Here is a 20,877-nt window from a genome sequence, read left to right on the forward strand (position 1 = left end):
ATGAGCAAAAATAATCTCTGGATCAAGCAGCCTCTAGCTGTTTACACCGCTAACGATGAAAATGCTGACAATGGTATTGTCGTTGATCAAATAACAGGAAAAATTGTTGAACTTGTTGCTAAAGGTGAAATGCCTTTAAGTGATATTCAACAAGTGTTTGATGCCTCGCAGCATGTACTTATTCCTGGTTTAATAAATACCCATCATCACCTGTATCAAACTTTAACTCGTGCATTACCCCAAGCCATTAACAAAGCCTTGTTTCCTTGGTTGAAAAGCTTATATCCCATTTGGGCTAAATTGATGCCTGAAATGATCACAGCTTCAACAAAGTTAGGGCTAGCAGAGCTTATCCTATCGGGTTGTACCACAGTTACTGATCATCATTACTTGTTTCCTAAAGCCATTGAAGATGCAATAGATTTACAAGTGCAGGCTGCTAAAAGTATGGGCTGTCGGGTTATGTTAACGCGTGGTTCAATGAGCTTAGGTGAAAAAGATGGCGGTTTACCTCCTCAACAAACGGTGCAAACAGACTCGCAAATATTAACCGACTCAGCACGATTAATTAATCTCTACCATGATAAAGAAGAGGGCAGTATGGTGAATATTGCTTTAGCACCTTGCTCTCCTTTTTCAGTGACTCAAGACTTAATGATAGAAACCGCAAAGTTGGCGCGTAGTCATAACGTTATGCTACATACCCATTTAGCAGAAACAGAAGACGAAAATGCCTTTTGTTTACAAATGTTTGGGATGCGACCGTTAGACTATTTAGAGTCAGTTGGCTGGTTAGCAAGCGATGTATGGCTAGCTCATGGTATCTATTTTAACGATGAAGAAATAAAACGTTTAGGCCAAGCTCAAGTAGGTATTTGTCACTGTCCGTCGTCTAATATGATCTTAGCCTCAGGTATTTGTCGCACCAAAGAGCTTGAAGCCGCAGGCGTTAAAATAGGTTTAGGTGTTGATGGCTCAGCTTCAAATGATGGATCAAATATGATCCAAGAAGTCAGACAAGCATTAATGATTAACCGCTTAAGATACCCCGCTAACCAAGTAACTCATCTAGACGCACTTTATTGGGCTACAAAAGGTTCAGCAAAAGTTATCGGACGTGATGACATTGGAGAACTTGCTGTGGGCAAACAAGCTGACTTAGCGCTCTTTAAAACAGATGAATTACGCTTTTCAGGAAGCCATGATCCTTTAGCCGCTTTGATATTGTGTGGAGCTCACTCAGCTGATGCTGTTATGTGTAAAGGTAATTGGTTAGTTAAAGAGGGCGAGTTAATCAATCAAGACATCGTGGCGATAAAACAACAACATCATAATTTGGCTAGGCAACTTGTTAGCTAAATTCTTGGTTATAGCTATCATTAAAAGTCTATTCGTATTTTTTATTATCGAGTCTTGGTAGCGAATCTTCTTTAATAAATGACTAAATTAATTTATTATTGACCGATCGGTCAGTATTGGTATGTTGTATGCTATAACTTGACTACAACGAATAATCTATATTTTAAAATAATATAAAAAATCTAAAGCTAGCCTTTTTAATATGTTGATAACAAAAGGCTGGCTAAGAGTAGAGAGGTAAGTAGTGATAAAGTTTTTGCTAAACGACACAGTAACTGAAGTTCAGAGTTCTTCGCCGAGTCTCACCATTTTGGAGTGGTTACGCACCACAACAGGGAAAAAAGGCACCAAAGAAGGATGTGCAACAGGAGATTGTGGCGCATGTACTTTATTAATTGGTGAAGAAATCACAAATAATAAAGGTGAAACCCATTGGCATTATAAAACACTGAATAGTTGTTTAATGTTATTAGGTAACGCACATGGTAAGCATATTATTACTGTAGAAGCGGTTGCTTTAACTAAGTATCCAGAATTAGGAGACTTACACCCAGTGCAAAGAGCCATGGTTGAATGTCATGGTTCGCAATGTGGTTTTTGTACACCTGGTATTATCATGAGTTTGTTAGCTTTATATATCAACAACGAAACTTATCCAGGTAAAACAGCTGCCATTCACGCCTTAGGTGGAAATCTATGTCGCTGTACTGGTTACAATCCTATATTAAAAGCAGCTGAAAAAGCTTTTGAATATGATCGAGCTGAAGAGCCTTGGTCTGCAATGGCAATTAAGTTTAAAGAAAGCTTGCTAAGCGAACCTCAAGAGAACGCTTTACCTTATTTAGAAGACAATCAACGCAAATTCTATTTACCACAAACAGTAAGTCAGTTAGTTGAGCTTACAGCAACTTACCCTGAAGCTAGCATTGTAGCTGGCGGAACCGACTTTGCTATTGAGTTGAGCCAACATTTATTAAAACCAGAAGTGGTTATTTCTGTTAGCCAAACCAGTGAACTTACACAATTTAGTGAAAAAGATGGGCAGTTTGAAATTGGTGCAGCAGTACCTTACTGCGACTTTGTTGATGCACTTTGCACAACGTATCCTGAATCTAAAGAATTGTTTGAACGTTTAGGTTCGACTCAAGTACGTAACAGCGGAACTTTAGGTGGAAGCTTAGGTAATGCTTCACCTATTGGAGATCCTGCTCCTTTACTTATCGCGTTAAATGCCACTATGGATCTGCAATCTGTAAAAGGTACTCGCACCATTAAAGTTGAAGACTTCTTTACTGGCTATCGCCAAACGGTATTAGCTGCCGATGAAGTTATCGCTAAAATCAGTATTCCAAAACGTAGCGAATCTTTAAAACTAGCATGTCATAAAGTATCAAAACGTTTTGAAGATGACATCTCGACAGTGTGTTTAATATTAGCTGTAGAGCATGCAAACAATGTTATTACCTCAGCACGTTTTGCTTTAGGTGGCATGGCAGCTATTCCTGCTAGAGCGCCTAAGATGGAAGCGCAATTAATTGGTGGTCGATTAGACACCAAAACCTTTATGAAAGCAGGAGCAGTGGTTGAAAAAGACTTCTCTCCTATGTCAGATGTGCGAGCTAGCGCCAACTATCGTTTAATCACGACTCAAAATTTAATGCAACGAATAGGCTATGAATTTTCTCAAGCGATTCCTGTAAACAATATTACAACACCATCAGCGAGGATTTCTCATGCGTCACTTTGAAATGGATAAACTACAAGCGCGTGGTGGTAGTGTTGGTAAATCAAAACATCATGAAAGTGCAATCAAACAAGTGTGTGGTAAAGCAAATTATGTAGACGACTTTGCTGAGCCAGCAGGCTGTTTGCACGGTTACCCTGTTTTAGCGCCAGTCGCAGCAGGTTTCATCACCTCTATAGATACGAAAGAAGCCGAAAGCCTAAAAGGTGTAGTACGTATTTTTTCAGCGAAAGATGTACCAGGTAAAATTGATATTGGCCCTGTATTTCCTGGCGATATTTTATTAACAGATCACGAAATTGAATACTTTCATCAGCCGGTATTGTTTGTCGTTGCCGACTCATACGATACGGCTCGTAAAGCCGCACGTTTAGTTAAAATTAACTGCGAAGAAACCGAAGCTGTTTTAGATATTCACGAAGCCATTGAAAAGCAAAATTGGGTTCGTCCACCACATTCACTACAACGTGGTGATGCTGACAGTGCGATTAAAAGTGCTAAACACCAAATAAGCGGTGAATTATCGGTAGGCGGGCAAGAGCATTTTTATTTAGAAGGGCAGGTTGCTATGACCCAGCTAAATGAAGATGGTGGGATTTTTGTGCAATCTTCGTCGCAACATCCAACAGAAGTTCAGCATTTAGTAGCCAAAATATTAAAGAAACCTTTTAACTTCGTTACTGTAGAAATGCGTCGTATGGGCGGCGGTTTTGGTGGTAAAGAAACACAAGCAGCACCTTGGGCATGTTTAGCAGCCTTAGCTACTTATCATTTAGAAAGCCCTGTTAAAGTAAGGTTAGCTCGTGCTGACGATTTTCGTTTAACGGGTAAGCGTCATCCATTCTATAACCATTACACCGCTGGCTTTGATGAGAACGGTTTAATTGAAGGTGTGCACATTGAAGTAAACGGTAACTGTGGATATTCACCTGATTTATCCGATGCTATTGTTGATAGAGCTATGTTCCATGCCGACAATGCTTATTATTATCCAGCGGCAAAAATAGTGGGTAATCGCTGTAAGTTAAATACCGTAAGTCATACAGCATTTCGCGGTTTTGGTGGACCACAAGGTATGATCATGGCTGAATTGATCATGGACGATGTTGCTGCCAAGTTAGGACAAGATCCGCTCACTATTCGTAAAGCTAATTTATATCGTCCCGGTCGAGATGTTACGCCATATCACCAAAAAGTAGAGCAACATGTGCTTGCTGGAATGATAGAAACATTAGAAAAAGATGCGCAATACTGGGAACGTAAAGAAGCCATAAAAGCCTTCAACAAAACCTCGCCTTTTGTTAAAAAAGGTTTAGCTATGACGCCAGTTAAATTCGGTATTTCGTTTACCGTGCAGCATTTAAATCAAGCGGGTGCGTTAATTCATATTTATTCTGATGGTTCTATTCACCTTAATCATGGTGGTACCGAAATGGGGCAAGGCCTTAATACTAAGGTTGCGCAAATTGTTGCCCATGCTTTTGGTGTTGATTTCGAAACCGTTGGTGTAACAGCTACTCGTACCGATAAAGTCCCTAATACATCGCCTACAGCAGCATCTAGTGGTACCGACTTAAATGGTATGGCGGCACTTAATGCGGCAAATACCATAAAAGACAGATTAATTGAATTTGTAGCGTCACACTTTGAGGTTGAAGCTGAAAGTGTCGAATTCAACGATAACAAAATTATTCATGCTAAAGGCGAAATGAGCTTTGCTGAGTTAGCTGAATTAGCTTATATGAAGCGTATTTCACTTTCATCTACAGGTTATTACGCAACACCTAAAATTCATTACGATCGTGCGAAAGCCGAAGGTCGACCATTCTTCTATTATTCTCATGGTGTGGCATTAAGTGAAGTTGAAATTGACATTTTAACAGGTGAAAACACAGTAACTCGTGCTGACATATTGCATGACGTAGGTAATTCACTAAATCCAGCATTAGATATTGGCCAAATTGAAGGCGCCTTTATTCAAGGCATGGGTTGGTTAACTACTGAAGAATTACAATGGAAAGACAGTGGTGAGCTAGCGAGTTCAGGTCCTGCTACTTATAAAATTCCAGCGATTGGCGATACGCCAACAGAATTTAACGTTTCGTTATTTGATTCAGCAAACCCTGAAACCTCAGTGTTTCGTTCTAAAGCTGTGGGTGAACCACCGTTTATGCTGGGCTTTAGTGTTTGGAGCGCAATTAGAAACGCCATTAGTAGTTTAGCTGATTATAAATACGCACCAGATTTAAATACACCAGCAACACCTGAAACTGTTCTCAATGCTGTTGTAGCGACCAAACAATGGGCTGCCGATAACCTAGGCGCTAATGAAGATACGCAGGACGAAGGTGTTTCACATGTCTAAAACAAGCGGTCTGAATGATTCCTTTCAAGGCTTTCATACGCAAACTTGGTCACAAAGTATTGCTCAGCTAGAAGAAGCGGGTACTAACTATGTTATCGCTACTGTTTTAGGTACTTCAGGCTCTACGCCAAGAGCTTCAGGTACCAAAATGGTGATTTGTGGTGATCATATTTACGATACTTTAGGTGGCGGTCATCTTGAGTTTGTTGTTATTGAAAAGGCCCGAGAGCTTATTGCTCAAGGTAAATCAGCACAAGTTATTGAGCAGTTTCATTTAGCCGCAAACTTAGGTCAATGTTGTGGCGGTGGTGCCGTTATATTATTTGAAGTTATCGCTAGCGAACATATGAAGCTAGACGTTTATGGTGCAGGCCATGTGGCTCAAGCACTTATCCCTATTTTAGCTAAATTACCAGTGCAAGTGCGTTGGATTGATAACCGAGAAGATGTTTTCCCTGAGTACATTCCAAGTAATGTAACTAAAGTGGTTGACGAATTTCCTGTTGAACAAGCCAAGCAAGCAATGGCTAACAGCGCATTTTTAATTTTAACCCATAACCATCAATTAGATTTTGAATTAACCGAAGCTATTTTAAAACGTAACGATTCGCTTTGGTTAGGCGTTATTGGTTCAGACACAAAAGCTAAACGTTTTAAACATCGTTTAATGCACCGTGAATTTGCTGAATCTGACATCGAAAAAATGATTTGCCCAGTTGGTGTTTCAAGCATTAACGGCAAGCTCCCGATGGAAGTTGCGGTATCTATTTCAGGTCAAATAATCCAGTTATATCAGCAGTATAATCTTGATAAAGGTTATCCTGCTAAGCAAGGAAGTCGCGAAGGCTTGCAATGGAAAACCTTAAAAAATGCGTTGGTTTTAGGTAATGCTGAAGGTGAGTCAGTAATACAAGAATCAACAAGCGAGCAAGAGCAAACAATTAAAGCACAGGTTATTAGCGAATGAATTTAACACAACTTACACAACTGAATGAACAATCAAAGAGCGATGCTTACCAAGCATTAGAAAGCTGTTGCGTTGCGCCACGTTGGGTCGAAGCTATGGTAGCTGCTCGTCCTTTTTCATCACATGAAGAAGTTTATCAAACGGCCCAGAAAATATGGGACAAACTTAACGAAGACGATTATTTAGCGGCATTTGAAGGACATCCACAAATTGGTGATGTATCAACACTACGCGCTAAATTTGCTGCAACTGCTGAAAAAGCAGGTCACGAACAATCAGGTATGTCAGCGGCAGACGAAAACGTTTTACAAGACATGATGGCAACGAATAAAGCGTATTTAGAAAATTTTGGTTTTATCTTTATTGTGTGTGCAACAGGTAAAAGCGCAGAGCAAATGTTAGCTCTGATTAAAGAACGAATTAATAACGATCGCGATACAGAACTTGCGATTGCTGCAAATGAACAAGCTAAGATCACTAAAATTAGACTGGAGAAATTACTATGAGCCGAAGCCCAATAACCACACACATATTAGATACAGCAAAAGGCTTACCTGCAGCTAATGTTCCAGTAAAAATGTTTAAATTAGTAGACGACCAATGGTTGTTTTTAACTGATGGATTAACCGATGCAGATGGACGTATTGCCAACTGGTTAACGCCACTTACCGAAGTAGAATTTGCTACTTATAAGTTAACTTTTGATTTAGATGCTTATTTTACCGATAGCGATAAACCAGCATTCTATCCTTTAGCTGAAATCTGCTTTCGTGTGCAAGACACTAAACATCATCATATTCCTTTATTGTTGTCGCCTTTCGGCTATTCAACTTACAGAGGTAGCTAGCTTTGACAAATATTTCTAACCAAGAAAATGTAGTTATTTGTGGTGACATTTTTGATTTTGTTGATGATCCAGCTATTGCTGGCGACAACGCACACCGTTATTTTGAAAAAGGTGCGCTTGTTATTGAAAACGGCAAGGTAGCACAAATTGGCTACGAGAAAGACATACTGCCAACTCTAGATAAAAGCATTGAAGTTAAACGCTACGATAACCGCTTTATTATTCCAGGTATGATCGATACCCACATACATTTACCACAAACAGAAATGGTAGGTGCTTATGGCGAGCAATTATTAACTTGGCTAACCGAATACGCTTTCCCAACGGAAAAGAAATTTGCTGATGAAGCATACGCAAAAGACATTTCTAAACGCTTTTTAGATGAACTGTTACGTAATGGTACAACTACCGCTTTAGTGTTTGGTACTGTGCATCCTGAATCTGTTAATGCTTTTTTCAGCGAAGCTCAAGCGCGTCATTTACGTATGATCGCAGGTAAGGTGATGATGGATGTAAATTGTCCTGACGACTTATCTGATTGTGCACAGTCAAGCTACGAGCAATCAAAAGCATTAATTAACAAATGGCACAATGTTGACCGTTTAAGTTATGCAGTAACACCTCGTTTTGCGCCTACTTCAACACCTGAGCAATTAGCTAAATGTGGTGAGTTGTTGAAGGAGTTTCCTGATACTTATCTTCATACCCATTTGTCTGAAAACAAAGACGAATGTGCTTGGGTAAAAAGCTTATTTCCTGAATCTACCGATTATTTAGGTGTTTATGAAGATGCTGGGCTTGTTCGAAAACGTTCGGTGTTTGCACATAGCATTCATTTGTCTGAGCGCGAACTTTGTTGTTTAGCCGATAACGATGCGGCTATTTCTCACTGTTCTACCTCTAACTTGTTTTTAGGCTCTGGTCTGTTTGATTTAAAGAGTTGTGAAAAGCATGGCATCAACGTAGGTATGGGCACCGATATTGGCGCAGGCACAAGTTTTTCAATGTTACAAACGGCGAATGAAGCTTACAAAATTCAACAGTTACAAAGTGAGAAATTCTCAGCCTTTAAAGGCTTGTATTTAGCCACGCTTGGTGGTGCTAGAGCATTAGATTTGGAAGGTGTAATAGGTAACTTTAACCAAGGTTGTGAAGCTGATTTTGTGGTACTTGATCCTAAACCAACACCTTTTATGGAGTTTCGTTTGAAGTTTGCTAAAACACTCCACGAAAAGCTGTTTGCCATTATGATGCTAGGTGACGATCGTTGTATTGAAGAAACCTTTATTCTCGGTAAAAGTGCTTATCAACGTGATGCTGAGGTTCAGTTTAGTTCTACGTTTTCTTCTGAACAATCGACTAAAAACTTATAGGAAGTGAGTGAATAATGGAAAGTTATTTTTTTGAGTTGATACATTTAGTATTAAGATATTTCCATGTTATCGCAGGTATAGCATGGATTGGCGCGTCGTTTTATTTTGCGTGGTTAGATAACAATTTAGAAGAACCACCACAGTGGAAAAAAGACAAAGGTATTCGTGGTGACTTGTGGGCAGTACATGGTGGTGGATTTTACGAAATAGCTAAGTATCAACATGGCCCTGAAAAAATGCCATCAACTTTACATTGGTTTAAGTGGGAAGCTTACACAACGTGGATCACAGGTACGTTACTGTTTACCTTACTTTACTATGTTGGTGCTGATATTTACTTGTTAGATAACAGCAAAATGACTTTAGATAAAGTAACAGCAATCGCAACATCAATAGGTGTTATTGCTTTAGGTTACGTTGTTTACCGAGCTTTATGTAATAGTGTTATCGCCGAAAAAGGACTGGTTTTCGCCGTTGTTAGTGTTATTTTATTAGCACTTTGGACATGGGGATTAGATCAACTATTTACCGATCGTGCTGTATATATTCATATTGGTGCTTTAATTGGTACTTGTATGGCGGGTAATGTTTATCACGTGATCATGCCAAGTCAGCGTTATATGGTTAAAGAAGTTGAAGAAGGTAGAATTCCTGATTCAGCCCCTGGCTTAAAAGCTAAGCTTTGCTCAATACACAATAACTACGCAACGTTACCGATTATTTTTATTATGACGAGTAATCACTTTCCTTACACTTACAGCCACGATTACGGTTGGTTAGTGTTAGTGTCGTTATTTGTTATTGGTATGTGGATCCGTCATTTCTTTAACTTAAAACATCAAGGTGTTTATAAACCTCAAGTATTAGTGAGTGGTATTGCTGCCTTTTTCGTTTTAATGCTAGCGATTGCGCCTTGGCACACACTAAATTTACAAGCTTCAAACGCTAGTTCTACAGAGCATAGCGCTGTGATCAGCGATGCAGAAGCTTGGACAATCATTAATACACGTTGTACTGAATGTCATAGTAAAACACCGACCTCTGAAATGTTTAAAACAGCACCGTCAGGCTTTGTAATTGACTCTATTGATGAAGCTAAAAAATTCAGCCAATCCATTTATACACGTGCCATTATCAGTAAAGATATGCCGCTAGCTAACTTAACTCACATGACTGATGAAGAGCGCGAGTTATTATCTAGTTGGTTATTAGCCGCAAATAAGGAGCAGTAAAATGTCGAGTGATTCAAATAGCCAAGATACTTATCAGAATTATCCGCGAGACCTTGTTGGATATGGCGCTAAGCCTCCACATGCTAACTGGCCTAATAAAGCGCGTATTGCTGTGCAAGTGGTAATGAATTATGAAGAGGGCGGTGAAAACTGTGTTCTTCATGGCGACGCTGCTGCTGAAACCTTTTTGTCTGAAATTGTAAGTGCTCCGCATGTAGAAGATCGTCATATGAGTATGGAATCTATCTACGAATATGGCAGCCGTTCAGGTGTTTGGCGCTTGTTACGCTTATTCGAAAAATACGATGTGCCTGTTACTGTGTTTGCTGTAGCAATGGCGTTAAAACGTTACCCTGAAGTGGCTAAAGCTTTTAAAGAAGCAGGGCATGAAATTTGTAGCCATGGATTGCGTTGGATTAACTATCAAAATGTCGATATTGAAACCGAACGCCAACACATGGAAGAAGCTGTCGCTATCATCGAAGAAATTACGGGTGAGAAACCTAAAGGTTGGTACACAGGCAGAACCAGCCCAAATACTGCAAGCTTAGTAGCTGAGAATGGTAACTTTCTTTACGATGCAGACGACTACAGTGACGATCTACCTTTTTGGCGTGAACACCAAGGTAAACCTCAGTTAATTGTGCCTTACACTTTAGACACCAACGACATGCGTTTTGCTGCTGTTCAAGGCTTTAATGCTGGCGACCAATTTTTTAATTATTTAAAAGATGCATTCGATGCTTTATATGAAGAGGGTGATCCTGATGGTTTAGATAGCCCGAAAATGCTTTCTATTGGCTTACATTGTCGCTTAATTGGACGCCCGGGAAGAATTAAAGCCTTAGAAAAGTTTTTTCAATATGTGCAATCATTTGATGATGTGTGGTTTGCTCGAAGAGTCGACATCGCAGAGCATTGGCACAAAGAACATCCTTATAAAGCTTAATCATTCGTAGCTTTAAAGTTCGATATTTAAAGAAAAAAAAGGGCGGTTCTCGCCGCCCTTGCCTTTAACCTAGCGTTGAATGCTAGCCTTTATTCTTAATTTTATTAACGAGTTCAACGATCTCAAACCCTCTAACTTAAATTTCCATGAATATTTGCTTTTATAAACTAACTCCATCCGAAAACTTCTATACAAATAGTAAATAAATGTCTCTTTAATTTATCTGCAATCAGTTAAAATTCACGTTGTAGGTATTTTTCCCTCAAAATTTTAGGTATTTAAAGTAAAGGTAATAGCAGTAAATGGTAGAAGATTTAAAACAGCTAAGCGTTAATTACGATGAAAAAGGCTATTTTGTTATAAGAGATTATTTTAATGAAGCTGAAATTTCTGCCCTGAGAAAAGTGATTTTAACTTTTCATGAATTATGGAAAAAAGATAATAAAACTTTCTACCAAGAAGAAGCTTTCAACTCTTCATTAATCACAGGAAGCGTATACTTAAAATCTGACGATAGAATAAAGCTATTTGACTTTATTAGCTCAGAAAAAATAATGAAAATTGTTGAATCAGTGGTTACCAACAAGCCCGCTTTTATGAATACCCAACTGTTCTTTAATCCGTTTAATACTAAGCAAGAAAACTTCTGGCATCGCGATTGCCAATATGATCATGAAGTAGAAGAACAAAAAAAAGCGATTCAAGAAACTCAAGTTATTCACCTTCGTGTCCCTTTATTTGATGAGCTGGGTATGGAGTTAGTGCCAGGCACGCATAAACGTTGGGACAATGAAGAAGAGTTTGATGTTCGCCTTGAAAACAATAAAAGGCTTAGCAGTGAAAACCTTTCTGGCGGAAAAGAAATACCGTTAGCAGCAGGCGATTTATTAGTGTTTTCTGCCGATATGATCCACCGTGGCTTATACGGTTTAGACCGCTTAGCTTTAGACATATTAGTATTTGATTCATCAGCCGATTTTGCTGATTACGTTGATGACGACTGTTTACCTGATACCAATATGTTAAAGCAAATCAACGACCCTAGATTGTTTGAAAACACTATCAAATTGAAGTCTGAAGGCCGTTAATTAGCACTTTTTTGCCTAACCTTCACCTGTGCCTAAGTTAGTTTTTTGCATATAGTTAGCTAGCGATTGATCGTCTAAATTTTTTGATTTTTTCAGTGCATTATAAACACCTTGTTGATCTGATTGGCTACGTTGTTGGCCTAACTTCAATTGTCCTTCAAGTTTAGTTAATTCAATTTTGAAACCAACAATACCGTTTAAGAGCTTATCTCGGTATTCATCGGTTAATAGCGTTTTATCTTTTAAAAGCGCTGGCTCGTATTGCTCTACAACATCTTCAACAGATTGTAATGTTTCATCTTTATCTAAAAGTGTTACCTTGCCATAAGCATGAACTGCAGTGTAGTTCCATGTTGGAACACCTGGTCCTTTGGCATACCAACTAGGCGATATATATGTGTGTGGACCGGTAAAAATAATTAACACTTCCTGCTGATCTAATTCTTTCCAGTGCGGGTTTGCTTTAGCGCAGTGACTATATAAAACACCGTATTTACTTTCATCAACTTTTAAAACAAAAGGTAGATGTGTGCCTGTTAATGATTGAGAAATAACGACACCAAAACCGTATTCATGAATGAATTGTTGTTGGGTAGATAATTCAGATATTTGGAAGGGTTTAGGGATATACATTATGTGTCCTTATTATGCTTATCAAACATTTTATCTGTATTGTTGTATTAATTTTGATACTTAGTTGATTGATAAAAAATTTACTGTTCAGGCAATATGATTTAATTATTTATAGTTACAACTCTGTTTTTTAGAGGTTTTTATACTCAGGCCAATGTTCTTCAGGGCTTTCCAATAACCAAAGTTCTGTTACCTCAGGATGCCAAATTAAATAAGGAAAATTATTTGTGCCATACGAGCGAATGATGCTACCGTCTGGAGTAATAAACTGATCAGATACCAAAACGATAGGCCAATCACCATAAGTGTCAGCCTTTGATTTTAATAATGTAAGTAATTCAACTGTTTTAATTTCTTTACCTGAACCTTCATCGTCACCTGCAAATTCAGTTGCAACTAGAATAAATTGGTTACCGTCTTCCTCATCAAAATATCCAAAACCAATATTACAAATCTCTACTTCACCTTCTTTTAAAGTAGTAAAGCGAGCATTTTTAGTGACCAATTTTGTTTTAAAATGTGCAAATTCAATCAGCCTTTGCTCTATAGCGCTTATTAAATCATTTACCGTAACCCAAGAGTTTGCCTTCGTATTAAAGCTTTTCATATAACGATGTAATTCTGAACCTTGATCATGAATTAATTCATCAATTTCTTGTTGTGTCTTACCGGCAAAGATCGATTTAAAACTCATATTGCCTCTCAATGCTTAACAACCATATTTAAACCCCACCTTGAGTCATAATAATAAGTGAGGCGCCGATTAACATAACAACAAAAAACAATACGATAAATAAAATAATTCGTATTATAGACAATAAGCCTTTAATTAAACCTCTGGTTTTAAAGAGATAATACGGAAAAGTAATGTATGTAAACATTATAAGAGAAATGTTAAACAACTTATTCCGTTTAAAGTTATATTCAGCAGCATCAATAAATACACGCCAAATAAACAAATACAAGAATAAAAATGCAAAGGTATATTTGGCAGGTTCCGATGGAGATAAAATCATTACAACTCCAAAAATAAAAGCCATAACTAAACTTAAAATAAATAGAACAGATTTTTCTTTCATACTCAAACTTTAATCCTTTATGAGGTTCAAGGCAGATAGATGCATTAGTTTTTAGATTTGTTTTAATCTAGTGGGAGTATTATCCCATAGAAAATTGTGAATATAGTACTGAATCCAATACATCTTAAACATGTTAAAGCATTCTGTTAGAATAGCTGGCTATTGATTAAAGTATACCGAGACAGCATGTCAGAATTTAAAGCATTTTCACTTTTAGAGTCAATTATTGACCGTGTTAGTCTTAAAGGCTACAACCAACCTACGCCGATCCAAAAAGAATGTATTCCTGCTCTTATTAATGGCAAGGATCTTCTTGGTATTGCGCAAACAGGAACAGGGAAAACTGCAGCCTTTTCATTACCTATTATCAATAAGTTCGGTCGAAATAAAATTGATATCAAAGCTAAAAGCACGCGCTCTCTTATACTAACGCCTACTCGTGAGCTTGCCTCGCAAATAATGCAAAACATTGATGACTACTCTGATGGTTTAGGTCTTAAAACTAAAGTTGTTTATGGTGGAGTAGGACGACAACCGCAAGTTGATGCGATTGCTCTAGGACTTGATGTTTTAGTGGCAACTCCTGGCAGATTATTAGATTTAATTGAGACGGGCGATCTAAATTTTGAAGCGCTAGAAGTATTTGTATTAGATGAAGCCGACACCATGCTTGATATGGGATTCTTTAATGATGTTCAAAGTATCATATCTAAACTGCCGAAGAAGCGACAAACACTTTTGTTTTCAGCAACTATGCCTGCAGAAATCGAGATACTTGCACAAGACATATTAACGGAGCCAACTAAAGTTCAAATAGCTGCTGAAACTGTGACTATAGATTTAGTTAATCAAAGTGTATATCAGCTTGAAAAATCGAACAAACTCCCTTTACTCTTTAACATTTTAGAAAATGCTGATTATGAGAAAGTACTTATTTTTTGCAAAACCAAGTATGGCGCAGACATTATTGTTAAAGCTTTAGAAAAAGAATCAATAACGGCTGCTAGTCTTCACAGTGGTAAAACTCAAGCAGTTAGAGAAGAAGCGTTACAAAACTTTAAGGATGCTAATTTAAGAGTATTAGTGGCTACCGATGTTGCAGCTCGTGGTATTGATGTTGATAATATTACGTTAGTGATTAACTATAATCTTCCTGAAGATCCAAGAAACTACATACACCGCATAGGACGAACAGCTCGTGCTGGTAAAAATGGAATGGCTATTTCATTTGCTGTAGAAAACGATGTAAGGCAATTAACTAATATTGAAACTAGCATAGGACAAGCTATTCCTGTTGTTACAGAACAACCTTTTCATAAAGAATTTTCGAAAGCGCCTATACAAAGCAAGAAAAAGAAACCCGTTAAAAAAACAAATAGAAGCAGAGCAAAAAGAAAATAAACAAATATTTAGCCAGTTAAAAAGTTTTTAGCTGGCTAATTAATTTTACTCTTCGCACCTTGTTTTTTTTGGGGGGGGAATTGCTGTTAGCTCCAAAAAGTTATTTTGTGCAATTAATGTTTACTCTCTAACTCACAGGTTGCTCAGTTAATTGTAGAAGATCCCATTGATTACCGTAAAGGTCTTGGAAAATCACAACCACGCCATATTCTTCAACTCTTGGTTCTTCGTTGAAAATCACACCATTGGCTTTCATTAAATCGTAATCTCGCCAAAAATCATTGGTTTTAAGGAATAAAAGCACGCTACCGCCACCTTGGTTTCCTACCGCTTGCTTTTGCTGTTCATTACTCGCCTGAGATAACACTAAGTTTGTGCCGTTAGAATTTGGTGGTGATACTTGTACCCAACGTTTACCTTGGCCTAAATCTATATCATCAATTAAAGTGAACTGAAGTTTTTTTGTATAAAATTCAATAGCGTCGTCGTAGTTAGCTACAACAAGAGAAATGCCGCCAATGTTTTGGATTGTTTGTGTCATAAAAATTACCTTTAAATGAATTCGATATTAGTTGTGATAAATACAGGAGAAATCGAAACAGGATGTTTGTTAATTTACTGGTTTGTTAGGAAAGATTATGAAGTAAAGGGAAGGGTTTACCAAGTTTAAGTGTTAATTTATTAAGATGATATTGAAAGAATAAAGCCATGCGTTGAGTTGTTTAGCACAACACATGGCAGATAGTTGTTTATTTAAACTTAGCTAATGTTTTAGCAAGTTCATTAACATCTAACACACTGTAATCAGGTTGTGCAGCAATTGGAAACAACACTTTACCTGTACGGCGAATAAAGGCAGTTTGTAAACCTGCTTTGTCAGCACCTGCAATATCCCAACCGTGAGCAGCAACCATTAACGCTTCATCAGCATCAACGCCTAAGTCTTTAATTGCCCATTGGTAAGTCGCAAGATGAGGCTTAAATACACCTACAGACTCAATACTTAAATTCGCATCAAAGTACTGGCTTAAACCAGAGTTTTTAAGTTGTAGCTTAACACCTGCTAACGAAGAGTTAGTTAATGTTACTAGCTTGTAGCCTTGTGCTTTAAGTGCCGCTAACCCTTCAGCAACATCAGGATGTGCTGGTAGTGAACGTAATGGCGTTAAAATTGATTTTTTAGCATCTTCTTTAGTGATATCTATACCATTAATTTCAGCAACCATTTGTAACGCAGCTACACCAATATTACCAAAACTCTCGTATTCGCCAGTCGCTGAAACTACTAAAGAGTGATGTAACATAGTTGAAAACCATAAAGGCAATAAGTCTTCACGACCACCAATAGCATCGCCTACAGACTTACGCATGCTTGTTAAGTCGAGTAGGGTTTCGTTAACATCAAAAATAATAACTTTAGGTTTGGTTAATGAGTTTACTGATTTTTCAACTTCACCAGCAAAAAGTTGATGACAATTAAGCAACAAAACTAAACTAAAAAATGTCTTTAAAAATGGGGTTTTCATAATACCTCTGTATATATGTGATTGAATCAATTAAGTAACCTGAACTCGCAATATTGGCTTTTTAAGCTATTGTTTAACAAGATAACTTAAAGTGTTTATTTCGAATTCAAGTTTATAAGTAAGCTTGTTTTAATCTTGCAAGTAACACTAGATTTGTTCATACAAGAGAGCAGACCAACTTAAACAGCAGAAACTTTCGCTACATGGCTAATATCGCCATAACACAAAGAATTTTGACGATTAATTAAAACCTTTGCAATGAAATCCCATAGTTGATCTGTAAGAGAGTATGACTGAGCTTATTAGCGAAGGTAGGGGAAGATAAGTAGCTAGATGAGAATACTTAAATCATATTACGTCAGAGCAATTGTTGCGTTTGAGAATGTTATGGTTACTCTTTGTAATATAGTCTGCTTTACTGCATAAACTAATTTCAAAGGTTGCAGTTGAAGTTACAAAACAAGTAATGCCATTTTTAATCATAAATTGGTCAACTTGATATAAGTACCAATCAATCAAATTTAATTATAAGGACATCTATGAAACATATTTTATTCATTATAAGTATTCTATTGCTGAGCGCTTGTGGAGGCGGAGGTAGTGATAATGGAAATACTTCTAATACTGATGGTTCTCAAATTGACAACGGCAATGGAACTGTTACAGGAGATGGAAGCTTCATCTTGCATAACATTAGATTCGACTCAAAAGATTACTATGAAGGTGAGCTAGTTACCGTTACAGAAAATACAAGCTTTGAAGTTCAGTGGGTATCTCCAACTACTGCGGGTTATATAATAGATTTGTATTTATCTACAAACGATCAAGCCTATTCCGATAATAACAAAATAGTAGGGCTTAAATGTGGTAGCGACTCTTTATCACTTTGCCCCAACGCAACAGGTGAGGTTCAATGTGAAGTTGCTAACAACAATTTAACTTGTTCGATTGGAAGTGACTTTGTAGGTAGTGAGAACTTTCAAGACAATGATCTAACAAACCTAAAGTTTATTGTAAAAGGTTGCGATACCCAGAGTAATTGCGATGTAAAAACCTTTGAACTTTCAGTGCAAAGTAGTACAGATATTGCAGAATGATATCGTTGTTAGAAATCAAACGATTGAAAAATATTAATGAGGTTATTTCTCAATAAAAGATAGAGTATGTTTTAGGTCAAATAAAAGATTGATGTGCAGAGGAAATCAGAGTTTAAAATAAGTGAAATATTCTACTTATACACCTTGCAATGATATTGATATCTCAATAATGTAGTTGCTCTTTTGGTTTGATCTAGTGTGAATAAAAAACAATGAAAAAACATCCTATACTCGCCTTAGCTATTGGGCTTTCACTGAGTGCTTGCTCATTATCTGATGAAAACGTTCAAAGTGCACAAATATCGCCAGTGGCTGCTGATTATCAAGCTAAGGGCATCATCTCTAAATCCCTACCTGAGATAGTAGAGGCTTTAAATAGTGGAGAGATTAGTTCTGAAGCTCTTGTAACACTCTATCTAGATCGTATCAAAGCTATCGACAAACAAGGGCCACGATTGCAGGCAGTGCTTAAAGTTAATCCTGACGCTTTAACTCAGGCTAAAGAGTTAGATGTTATGCGTAAAGATGGTTTAGTTAAAGGGCCTTTACATGGTGTGCCCATTTTACTAAAAGATAATATTGAATCGTTAGATAACATGCCAACAACTGCTGGTGCTTTAGCGTTAAAAGATAATATAACTCATCGGGATAGCCCTTTTGTGGCAGGTTTACGTGCTCAAGGCGCGATAATTCTTGGTAAGACCAACCTAAGTCAGTGGGCCAATTTTCGTTCTGAAGGATCTATGAGCGGTTGGTCGGCATTAGGTGGTCAAGTTAGAAATCCACATATGCTTGACAGAAATCCTTGTGGTTCTAGTTCAGGTTCTGGTGCCGCAACAGCTGCATCATTAGCAGCAGCTACTGTGGGAACTGAAACTAACGGTTCTATCATTTGTCCCTCAAATGCGAATGGCATAGTTGGTTTCAAACCTACAGTGGGTGTAGTTCCACAACAGTACATTATCCCTATTTCTGAATCACAAGATACAGCTGGACCTATGACTAAAACCGTCAAAGGTGCTGCCATGCTGATGAATGCCATGGCTACCACTACGCCCGACATTGACTACACGGCAGGTTTAAATACGAAGGCACTTAAAGGAGTTCGCGTGGGTGTACTTAATTTTGCCCAAGGAAGCTCAAATCAAATAAAACAACATTTTGCCACTGCTTTAAACGATTTAGTTGTTGCAGGTGCAATTTTAGTTAATATTGACGAGCGACCAAAAGCTCCCGATGGTTTAGGGAAGATGAGTTATGACGTACTAAAATATGAATTTAAGGATGGCATAAATAATTACCTTTCTTCAACGTCAGCTAAGCAAGTACCGGTGCGAACACTTCAAGAACTTATTGACTATAACCAAGCCAATGCAGATATAGAACTAGCTTTGTTTGACCAAAGTATTTTTATTTCATCACAATCCATGGAACCACTTAACAGTACTAAATACCAAACAGCGGTTTCTACTTTACAGAAAGCAACACGCGAAGACGGTATAGACAAGCTTTTAAATGAACATAATGTTGATGTTCTTGTTGCACCTTCAGGCCCTGTAGTGCCAAGAGTAGACCCTATTAATGGCGATATTTGGCCTGCAAGTTGGCCTGGATTCGGCTCCTACGCAGCACAGGCAGGTTACCCTCATGTAACCGTACCTATGGGAGAAATCCATTCATTGTCGGTGGGTTTATCATTTATAGGAACTAAAGATACCGACGCTAACATTCTCGCTTTTGCCTTTGCCTATGAGCAGCAATCACAACGAAGAATTGAACCTCATTATTTAACCAATGCTGAAGATATTCCGGCCATTGCAGAAGCTATGGAAGCTAAGAATTACCTAAGATAATAAAATCAATTTAAAGTCTGGTTAATGAGTGAGCTTGCTGGAGTTTTTCGACAAAACACCACTATTGCTAAAATATTTAAAAAACCCAATCAACACTGTTTTTATATACAAGCGGGGAGTTATCCTTCTTTCTACAAGAAAGCGGGATTAGATCCTCCTTTCACACATCAACCAGTTACTATTGGACTTTTAACTAATTGATCTATAATTGATAATCGCGTAATGTTTATATTAATGATTAATTGTAGGGGATTAATGGCCTTTGTAGAAAGGCGGATTGTATCCTCATAATAAACTGTTAGGTTTTTCGGGTGAATTATGTTCCTTCTTAAAAAAGAGTTATTGAAACAAGGCGATATCATTCTTACATGTTCGAATGAAAAGCCAAGTAAAGCGATATGTAAATTGACGGGTTCAAAGTACTCTCATGCCATATTATATGTTGGAGATTCAAGTTATATACATTCTGATTTAAATGGAGTGCATTCAGGAAATATTCAGCGCTTAATTATTGATGAACCGAACTTTGTTAAAGTTATTAGAGTTAAAGATCAATCTGCAATAAATAAAGCAATTGAATATGCTCGACTACAGATAGGAACGTCATATTCTAAAGTAAGTGCTTTAAACGCTGGCGCTAAAATATTCTCAAAACTAGATACGAAGAGGCAGTTTTGTTCACGCTTAGTTGCTAAGTCGTACGAGTATGCTGGTATTAATCTGGTTGCCAATAGCGATGCATGTTTGCCTCAAGAAATATCTGATTCAGAATTTGTGCTCACAGTTGAAAATTGTATTTCTGTAGCCTCAGAAAAAGAAACAGAATTTGCTTTGAGCTTTAATCCAATTCAAAGACAATCTGAAATTACAAATTCAATTTTAGAGTCCGTTAGAAAGCTAATTGGTAATAAAATCCAAGCACTTGCTGATATCACATCGCACTTAATTGAAAACCCACGATTTGACAAAGAAGTAACAGAAATATATAGAATTTCTGGTTATCTTGACATCTGGCGCTATGAAAGAGAGCAAAACCCGTGGAGATATGACGAAAACTTGTTTGCCAATTTGCCATTAACAAAAGAAGACATGAAAAATTGTGCACTTAAAGAACTTGGAATAGCAGAGGGATTACTTCAGTTATATAAAAACAACCTTGAGCAATATTTCTATATAAAAGAACAACATAAGTTAAAGTATGCTGAGCAACAATTTGCACTGTATAAGCAATTGGTTGAAAATACTTTAGATCATAAGTTTGCAGCTGAAGCAGTGATAAACAAAACCTAACAACACGCCCTGAGGTGGACCGCAAGTCCTAAAACTTACTTTCCACCGCATATTTCAATAAGGGAGAACCCTTA

Annotated in this window: 19 protein-coding genes; 14 read left to right on the top strand and 5 right to left on the bottom strand. The window is 37.6% G+C overall.

The features are described 5' to 3' along the window. From Q5N69_RS15270 to Q5N69_RS15315, 10 genes are all read left to right on the top strand, one after another. The gene (locus Q5N69_RS15270; RefSeq protein WP_304369956.1) at positions 1–1,359 is read left to right on the top strand and encodes an 8-oxoguanine deaminase; all 1,359 of its coding nucleotides are present in this window, start codon (positions 1–3) and stop codon (positions 1,357–1,359) included. 244 nt (positions 1,360–1,603) lie between these two features. Further along, a complete protein-coding gene (xdhA, locus tag Q5N69_RS15275) occupies positions 1,604–3,106 on the top strand; it encodes a xanthine dehydrogenase small subunit (protein WP_304369957.1) in 1,503 nt (500 codons plus the stop codon). Next, a complete protein-coding gene (gene xdhB / locus Q5N69_RS15280; protein ID WP_304369958.1) occupies positions 3,093–5,468 on the top strand; it encodes a xanthine dehydrogenase molybdopterin binding subunit in 2,376 nt (791 codons plus the stop codon). The genes xdhA and xdhB overlap by 14 nt, the downstream gene beginning before the upstream one ends. Next, positions 5,461–6,435: a xanthine dehydrogenase accessory protein XdhC gene (gene xdhC, locus Q5N69_RS15285; protein WP_304369959.1), complete on the top strand. Its 975-nt coding sequence runs from the start codon at positions 5,461–5,463 to the stop codon at positions 6,433–6,435. Before xdhB ends, xdhC begins: the two co-directional genes overlap by 8 nt. Continuing rightward, the gene (uraD, locus tag Q5N69_RS15290; RefSeq protein WP_304369960.1) at positions 6,432–6,941 is read left to right on the top strand and encodes a 2-oxo-4-hydroxy-4-carboxy-5-ureidoimidazoline decarboxylase; all 510 of its coding nucleotides are present in this window, start codon (positions 6,432–6,434) and stop codon (positions 6,939–6,941) included. The genes xdhC and uraD overlap by 4 nt, the downstream gene beginning before the upstream one ends. Continuing rightward, positions 6,938–7,282 (top strand): hydroxyisourate hydrolase, encoded by a 345-nt coding sequence (uraH, locus tag Q5N69_RS15295; RefSeq protein WP_304369961.1) that lies wholly within the window; start codon positions 6,938–6,940, stop codon positions 7,280–7,282. The genes uraD and uraH overlap by 4 nt, the downstream gene beginning before the upstream one ends. Positions 7,283–7,284: 2 nt before the next feature. Next, positions 7,285–8,655 (top strand): guanine deaminase, encoded by a 1,371-nt coding sequence (gene guaD, locus Q5N69_RS15300; RefSeq protein ID WP_304369962.1) that lies wholly within the window; start codon positions 7,285–7,287, stop codon positions 8,653–8,655. A 14-nt stretch (positions 8,656–8,669) separates the two neighbouring features. Then, positions 8,670–9,887, top strand: a complete 1,218-nt coding sequence (locus Q5N69_RS15305; RefSeq protein ID WP_304369963.1) for a urate hydroxylase PuuD — start codon at positions 8,670–8,672, stop codon at positions 9,885–9,887. 1 nt (position 9,888) lies between these two features. After that, entirely contained in the window at positions 9,889–10,836 is a 948-nt protein-coding gene (gene puuE / locus Q5N69_RS15310; RefSeq protein ID WP_304369964.1) for an allantoinase PuuE, read from the top strand. A 302-nt stretch (positions 10,837–11,138) separates the two neighbouring features. Further along, the gene (locus Q5N69_RS15315) at positions 11,139–11,924 is read left to right on the top strand and encodes a phytanoyl-CoA dioxygenase family protein (RefSeq protein WP_304369965.1); all 786 of its coding nucleotides are present in this window, start codon (positions 11,139–11,141) and stop codon (positions 11,922–11,924) included. A 15-nt stretch (positions 11,925–11,939) separates the two neighbouring features. Here the strand turns inward: Q5N69_RS15315 and Q5N69_RS15320 are convergent, their stop codons facing one another. The 3 genes from Q5N69_RS15320 to Q5N69_RS15330 all read right to left on the bottom strand — a co-directional run bounded on the left by Q5N69_RS15320 (position 11,940) and on the right by Q5N69_RS15330 (position 13,636). Beyond that, positions 11,940–12,557 carry an FMN-binding negative transcriptional regulator gene (locus tag Q5N69_RS15320; RefSeq protein WP_304369966.1) on the bottom strand — a complete coding sequence of 206 codons (618 nt, stop codon included), beginning with the start codon at positions 12,555–12,557 and terminating at the stop codon, positions 11,940–11,942. A gap of 130 nt (positions 12,558–12,687) precedes the next feature. Then, a complete protein-coding gene (locus tag Q5N69_RS15325) occupies positions 12,688–13,251 on the bottom strand; it encodes a hypothetical protein (protein ID WP_304369967.1) in 564 nt (187 codons plus the stop codon). A gap of 28 nt (positions 13,252–13,279) precedes the next feature. Further along, positions 13,280–13,636, bottom strand: a complete 357-nt coding sequence (locus tag Q5N69_RS15330; RefSeq protein WP_304369968.1) for a hypothetical protein — start codon at positions 13,634–13,636, stop codon at positions 13,280–13,282. Between the two features lie 186 nt (positions 13,637–13,822). Here Q5N69_RS15330 and Q5N69_RS15335 point away from each other — a divergent pair, with 186 nt between their 5' ends. After that, a complete protein-coding gene (locus Q5N69_RS15335) occupies positions 13,823–15,037 on the top strand; it encodes a DEAD/DEAH box helicase (RefSeq protein WP_304369969.1) in 1,215 nt (404 codons plus the stop codon). 127 nt (positions 15,038–15,164) lie between these two features. Here the strand turns inward: Q5N69_RS15335 and Q5N69_RS15340 are convergent, their stop codons facing one another. Together Q5N69_RS15340 and Q5N69_RS15345 are read right to left on the bottom strand one after the other, a co-directional pair. Further along, positions 15,165–15,578 carry a VOC family protein gene (locus tag Q5N69_RS15340; protein ID WP_304369970.1) on the bottom strand — a complete coding sequence of 138 codons (414 nt, stop codon included), beginning with the start codon at positions 15,576–15,578 and terminating at the stop codon, positions 15,165–15,167. 208 nt (positions 15,579–15,786) lie between these two features. Then, a complete protein-coding gene (locus tag Q5N69_RS15345) occupies positions 15,787–16,563 on the bottom strand; it encodes a haloacid dehalogenase type II (protein WP_304369971.1) in 777 nt (258 codons plus the stop codon). A gap of 539 nt (positions 16,564–17,102) precedes the next feature. Here Q5N69_RS15345 and Q5N69_RS15350 point away from each other — a divergent pair. From Q5N69_RS15350 to Q5N69_RS15360, 3 genes are all read left to right on the top strand, one after another. Beyond that, on the top strand, positions 17,103–17,660 hold the full coding sequence (locus tag Q5N69_RS15350) for a hypothetical protein (RefSeq protein WP_304369972.1): 558 nt from the start codon (positions 17,103–17,105) through the stop codon (positions 17,658–17,660). A 212-nt stretch (positions 17,661–17,872) separates the two neighbouring features. Further along, positions 17,873–19,513, top strand: a complete 1,641-nt coding sequence (locus Q5N69_RS15355; protein WP_304369973.1) for an amidase — start codon at positions 17,873–17,875, stop codon at positions 19,511–19,513. A gap of 318 nt (positions 19,514–19,831) precedes the next feature. Continuing rightward, the gene (locus Q5N69_RS15360; protein ID WP_304369974.1) at positions 19,832–20,803 is read left to right on the top strand and encodes a YiiX/YebB-like N1pC/P60 family cysteine hydrolase; all 972 of its coding nucleotides are present in this window, start codon (positions 19,832–19,834) and stop codon (positions 20,801–20,803) included. Positions 20,804–20,877: the final 74 nt, after the last annotated feature.

The organism is Pseudocolwellia sp. AS88, from assembly GCF_030551755.1.
Taxonomy (GTDB): Bacteria; Pseudomonadota; Gammaproteobacteria; order Enterobacterales; family Alteromonadaceae; genus Pseudocolwellia.

What these genes read in the sequence shown, in the direction of transcription:
- Q5N69_RS15355 (WP_304369973.1), top strand. Translation starts at nt 17,873, where the DNA reads ATGAAAAAACATCCTATACTCGCCTTAGCTATTGGGCTTTCACTGAGT.
- puuE (WP_304369964.1), top strand. Translation starts at nt 9,889, where the DNA reads ATGTCGAGTGATTCAAATAGCCAAGATACTTATCAGAATTATCCGCGA.
- Q5N69_RS15270 (WP_304369956.1), top strand. Translation starts at nt 1, where the DNA reads ATGAGCAAAAATAATCTCTGGATCAAGCAGCCTCTAGCTGTTTACACC.
- Q5N69_RS15330 (WP_304369968.1), bottom strand. Translation starts at nt 13,636, where the DNA reads ATGAAAGAAAAATCTGTTCTATTTATTTTAAGTTTAGTTATGGCTTTT.
- Q5N69_RS15305 (WP_304369963.1), top strand. Translation starts at nt 8,670, where the DNA reads ATGGAAAGTTATTTTTTTGAGTTGATACATTTAGTATTAAGATATTTC.
- Q5N69_RS15350 (WP_304369972.1), top strand. Translation starts at nt 17,103, where the DNA reads ATGAAACATATTTTATTCATTATAAGTATTCTATTGCTGAGCGCTTGT.
- Q5N69_RS15315 (WP_304369965.1), top strand. Translation starts at nt 11,139, where the DNA reads ATGGTAGAAGATTTAAAACAGCTAAGCGTTAATTACGATGAAAAAGGC.
- Q5N69_RS15340 (WP_304369970.1), bottom strand. Translation starts at nt 15,578, where the DNA reads ATGACACAAACAATCCAAAACATTGGCGGCATTTCTCTTGTTGTAGCT.
- uraD (WP_304369960.1), top strand. Translation starts at nt 6,432, where the DNA reads ATGAATTTAACACAACTTACACAACTGAATGAACAATCAAAGAGCGAT.
- Q5N69_RS15325 (WP_304369967.1), bottom strand. Translation starts at nt 13,251, where the DNA reads ATGAGTTTTAAATCGATCTTTGCCGGTAAGACACAACAAGAAATTGAT.
- xdhC (WP_304369959.1), top strand. Translation starts at nt 5,461, where the DNA reads ATGTCTAAAACAAGCGGTCTGAATGATTCCTTTCAAGGCTTTCATACG.
- uraH (WP_304369961.1), top strand. Translation starts at nt 6,938, where the DNA reads ATGAGCCGAAGCCCAATAACCACACACATATTAGATACAGCAAAAGGC.
- Q5N69_RS15360 (WP_304369974.1), top strand. Translation starts at nt 19,832, where the DNA reads ATGTTCCTTCTTAAAAAAGAGTTATTGAAACAAGGCGATATCATTCTT.
- Q5N69_RS15320 (WP_304369966.1), bottom strand. Translation starts at nt 12,557, where the DNA reads ATGTATATCCCTAAACCCTTCCAAATATCTGAATTATCTACCCAACAA.
- Q5N69_RS15345 (WP_304369971.1), bottom strand. Translation starts at nt 16,563, where the DNA reads ATGAAAACCCCATTTTTAAAGACATTTTTTAGTTTAGTTTTGTTGCTT.
- Q5N69_RS15335 (WP_304369969.1), top strand. Translation starts at nt 13,823, where the DNA reads ATGTCAGAATTTAAAGCATTTTCACTTTTAGAGTCAATTATTGACCGT.
- xdhB (WP_304369958.1), top strand. Translation starts at nt 3,093, where the DNA reads ATGCGTCACTTTGAAATGGATAAACTACAAGCGCGTGGTGGTAGTGTT.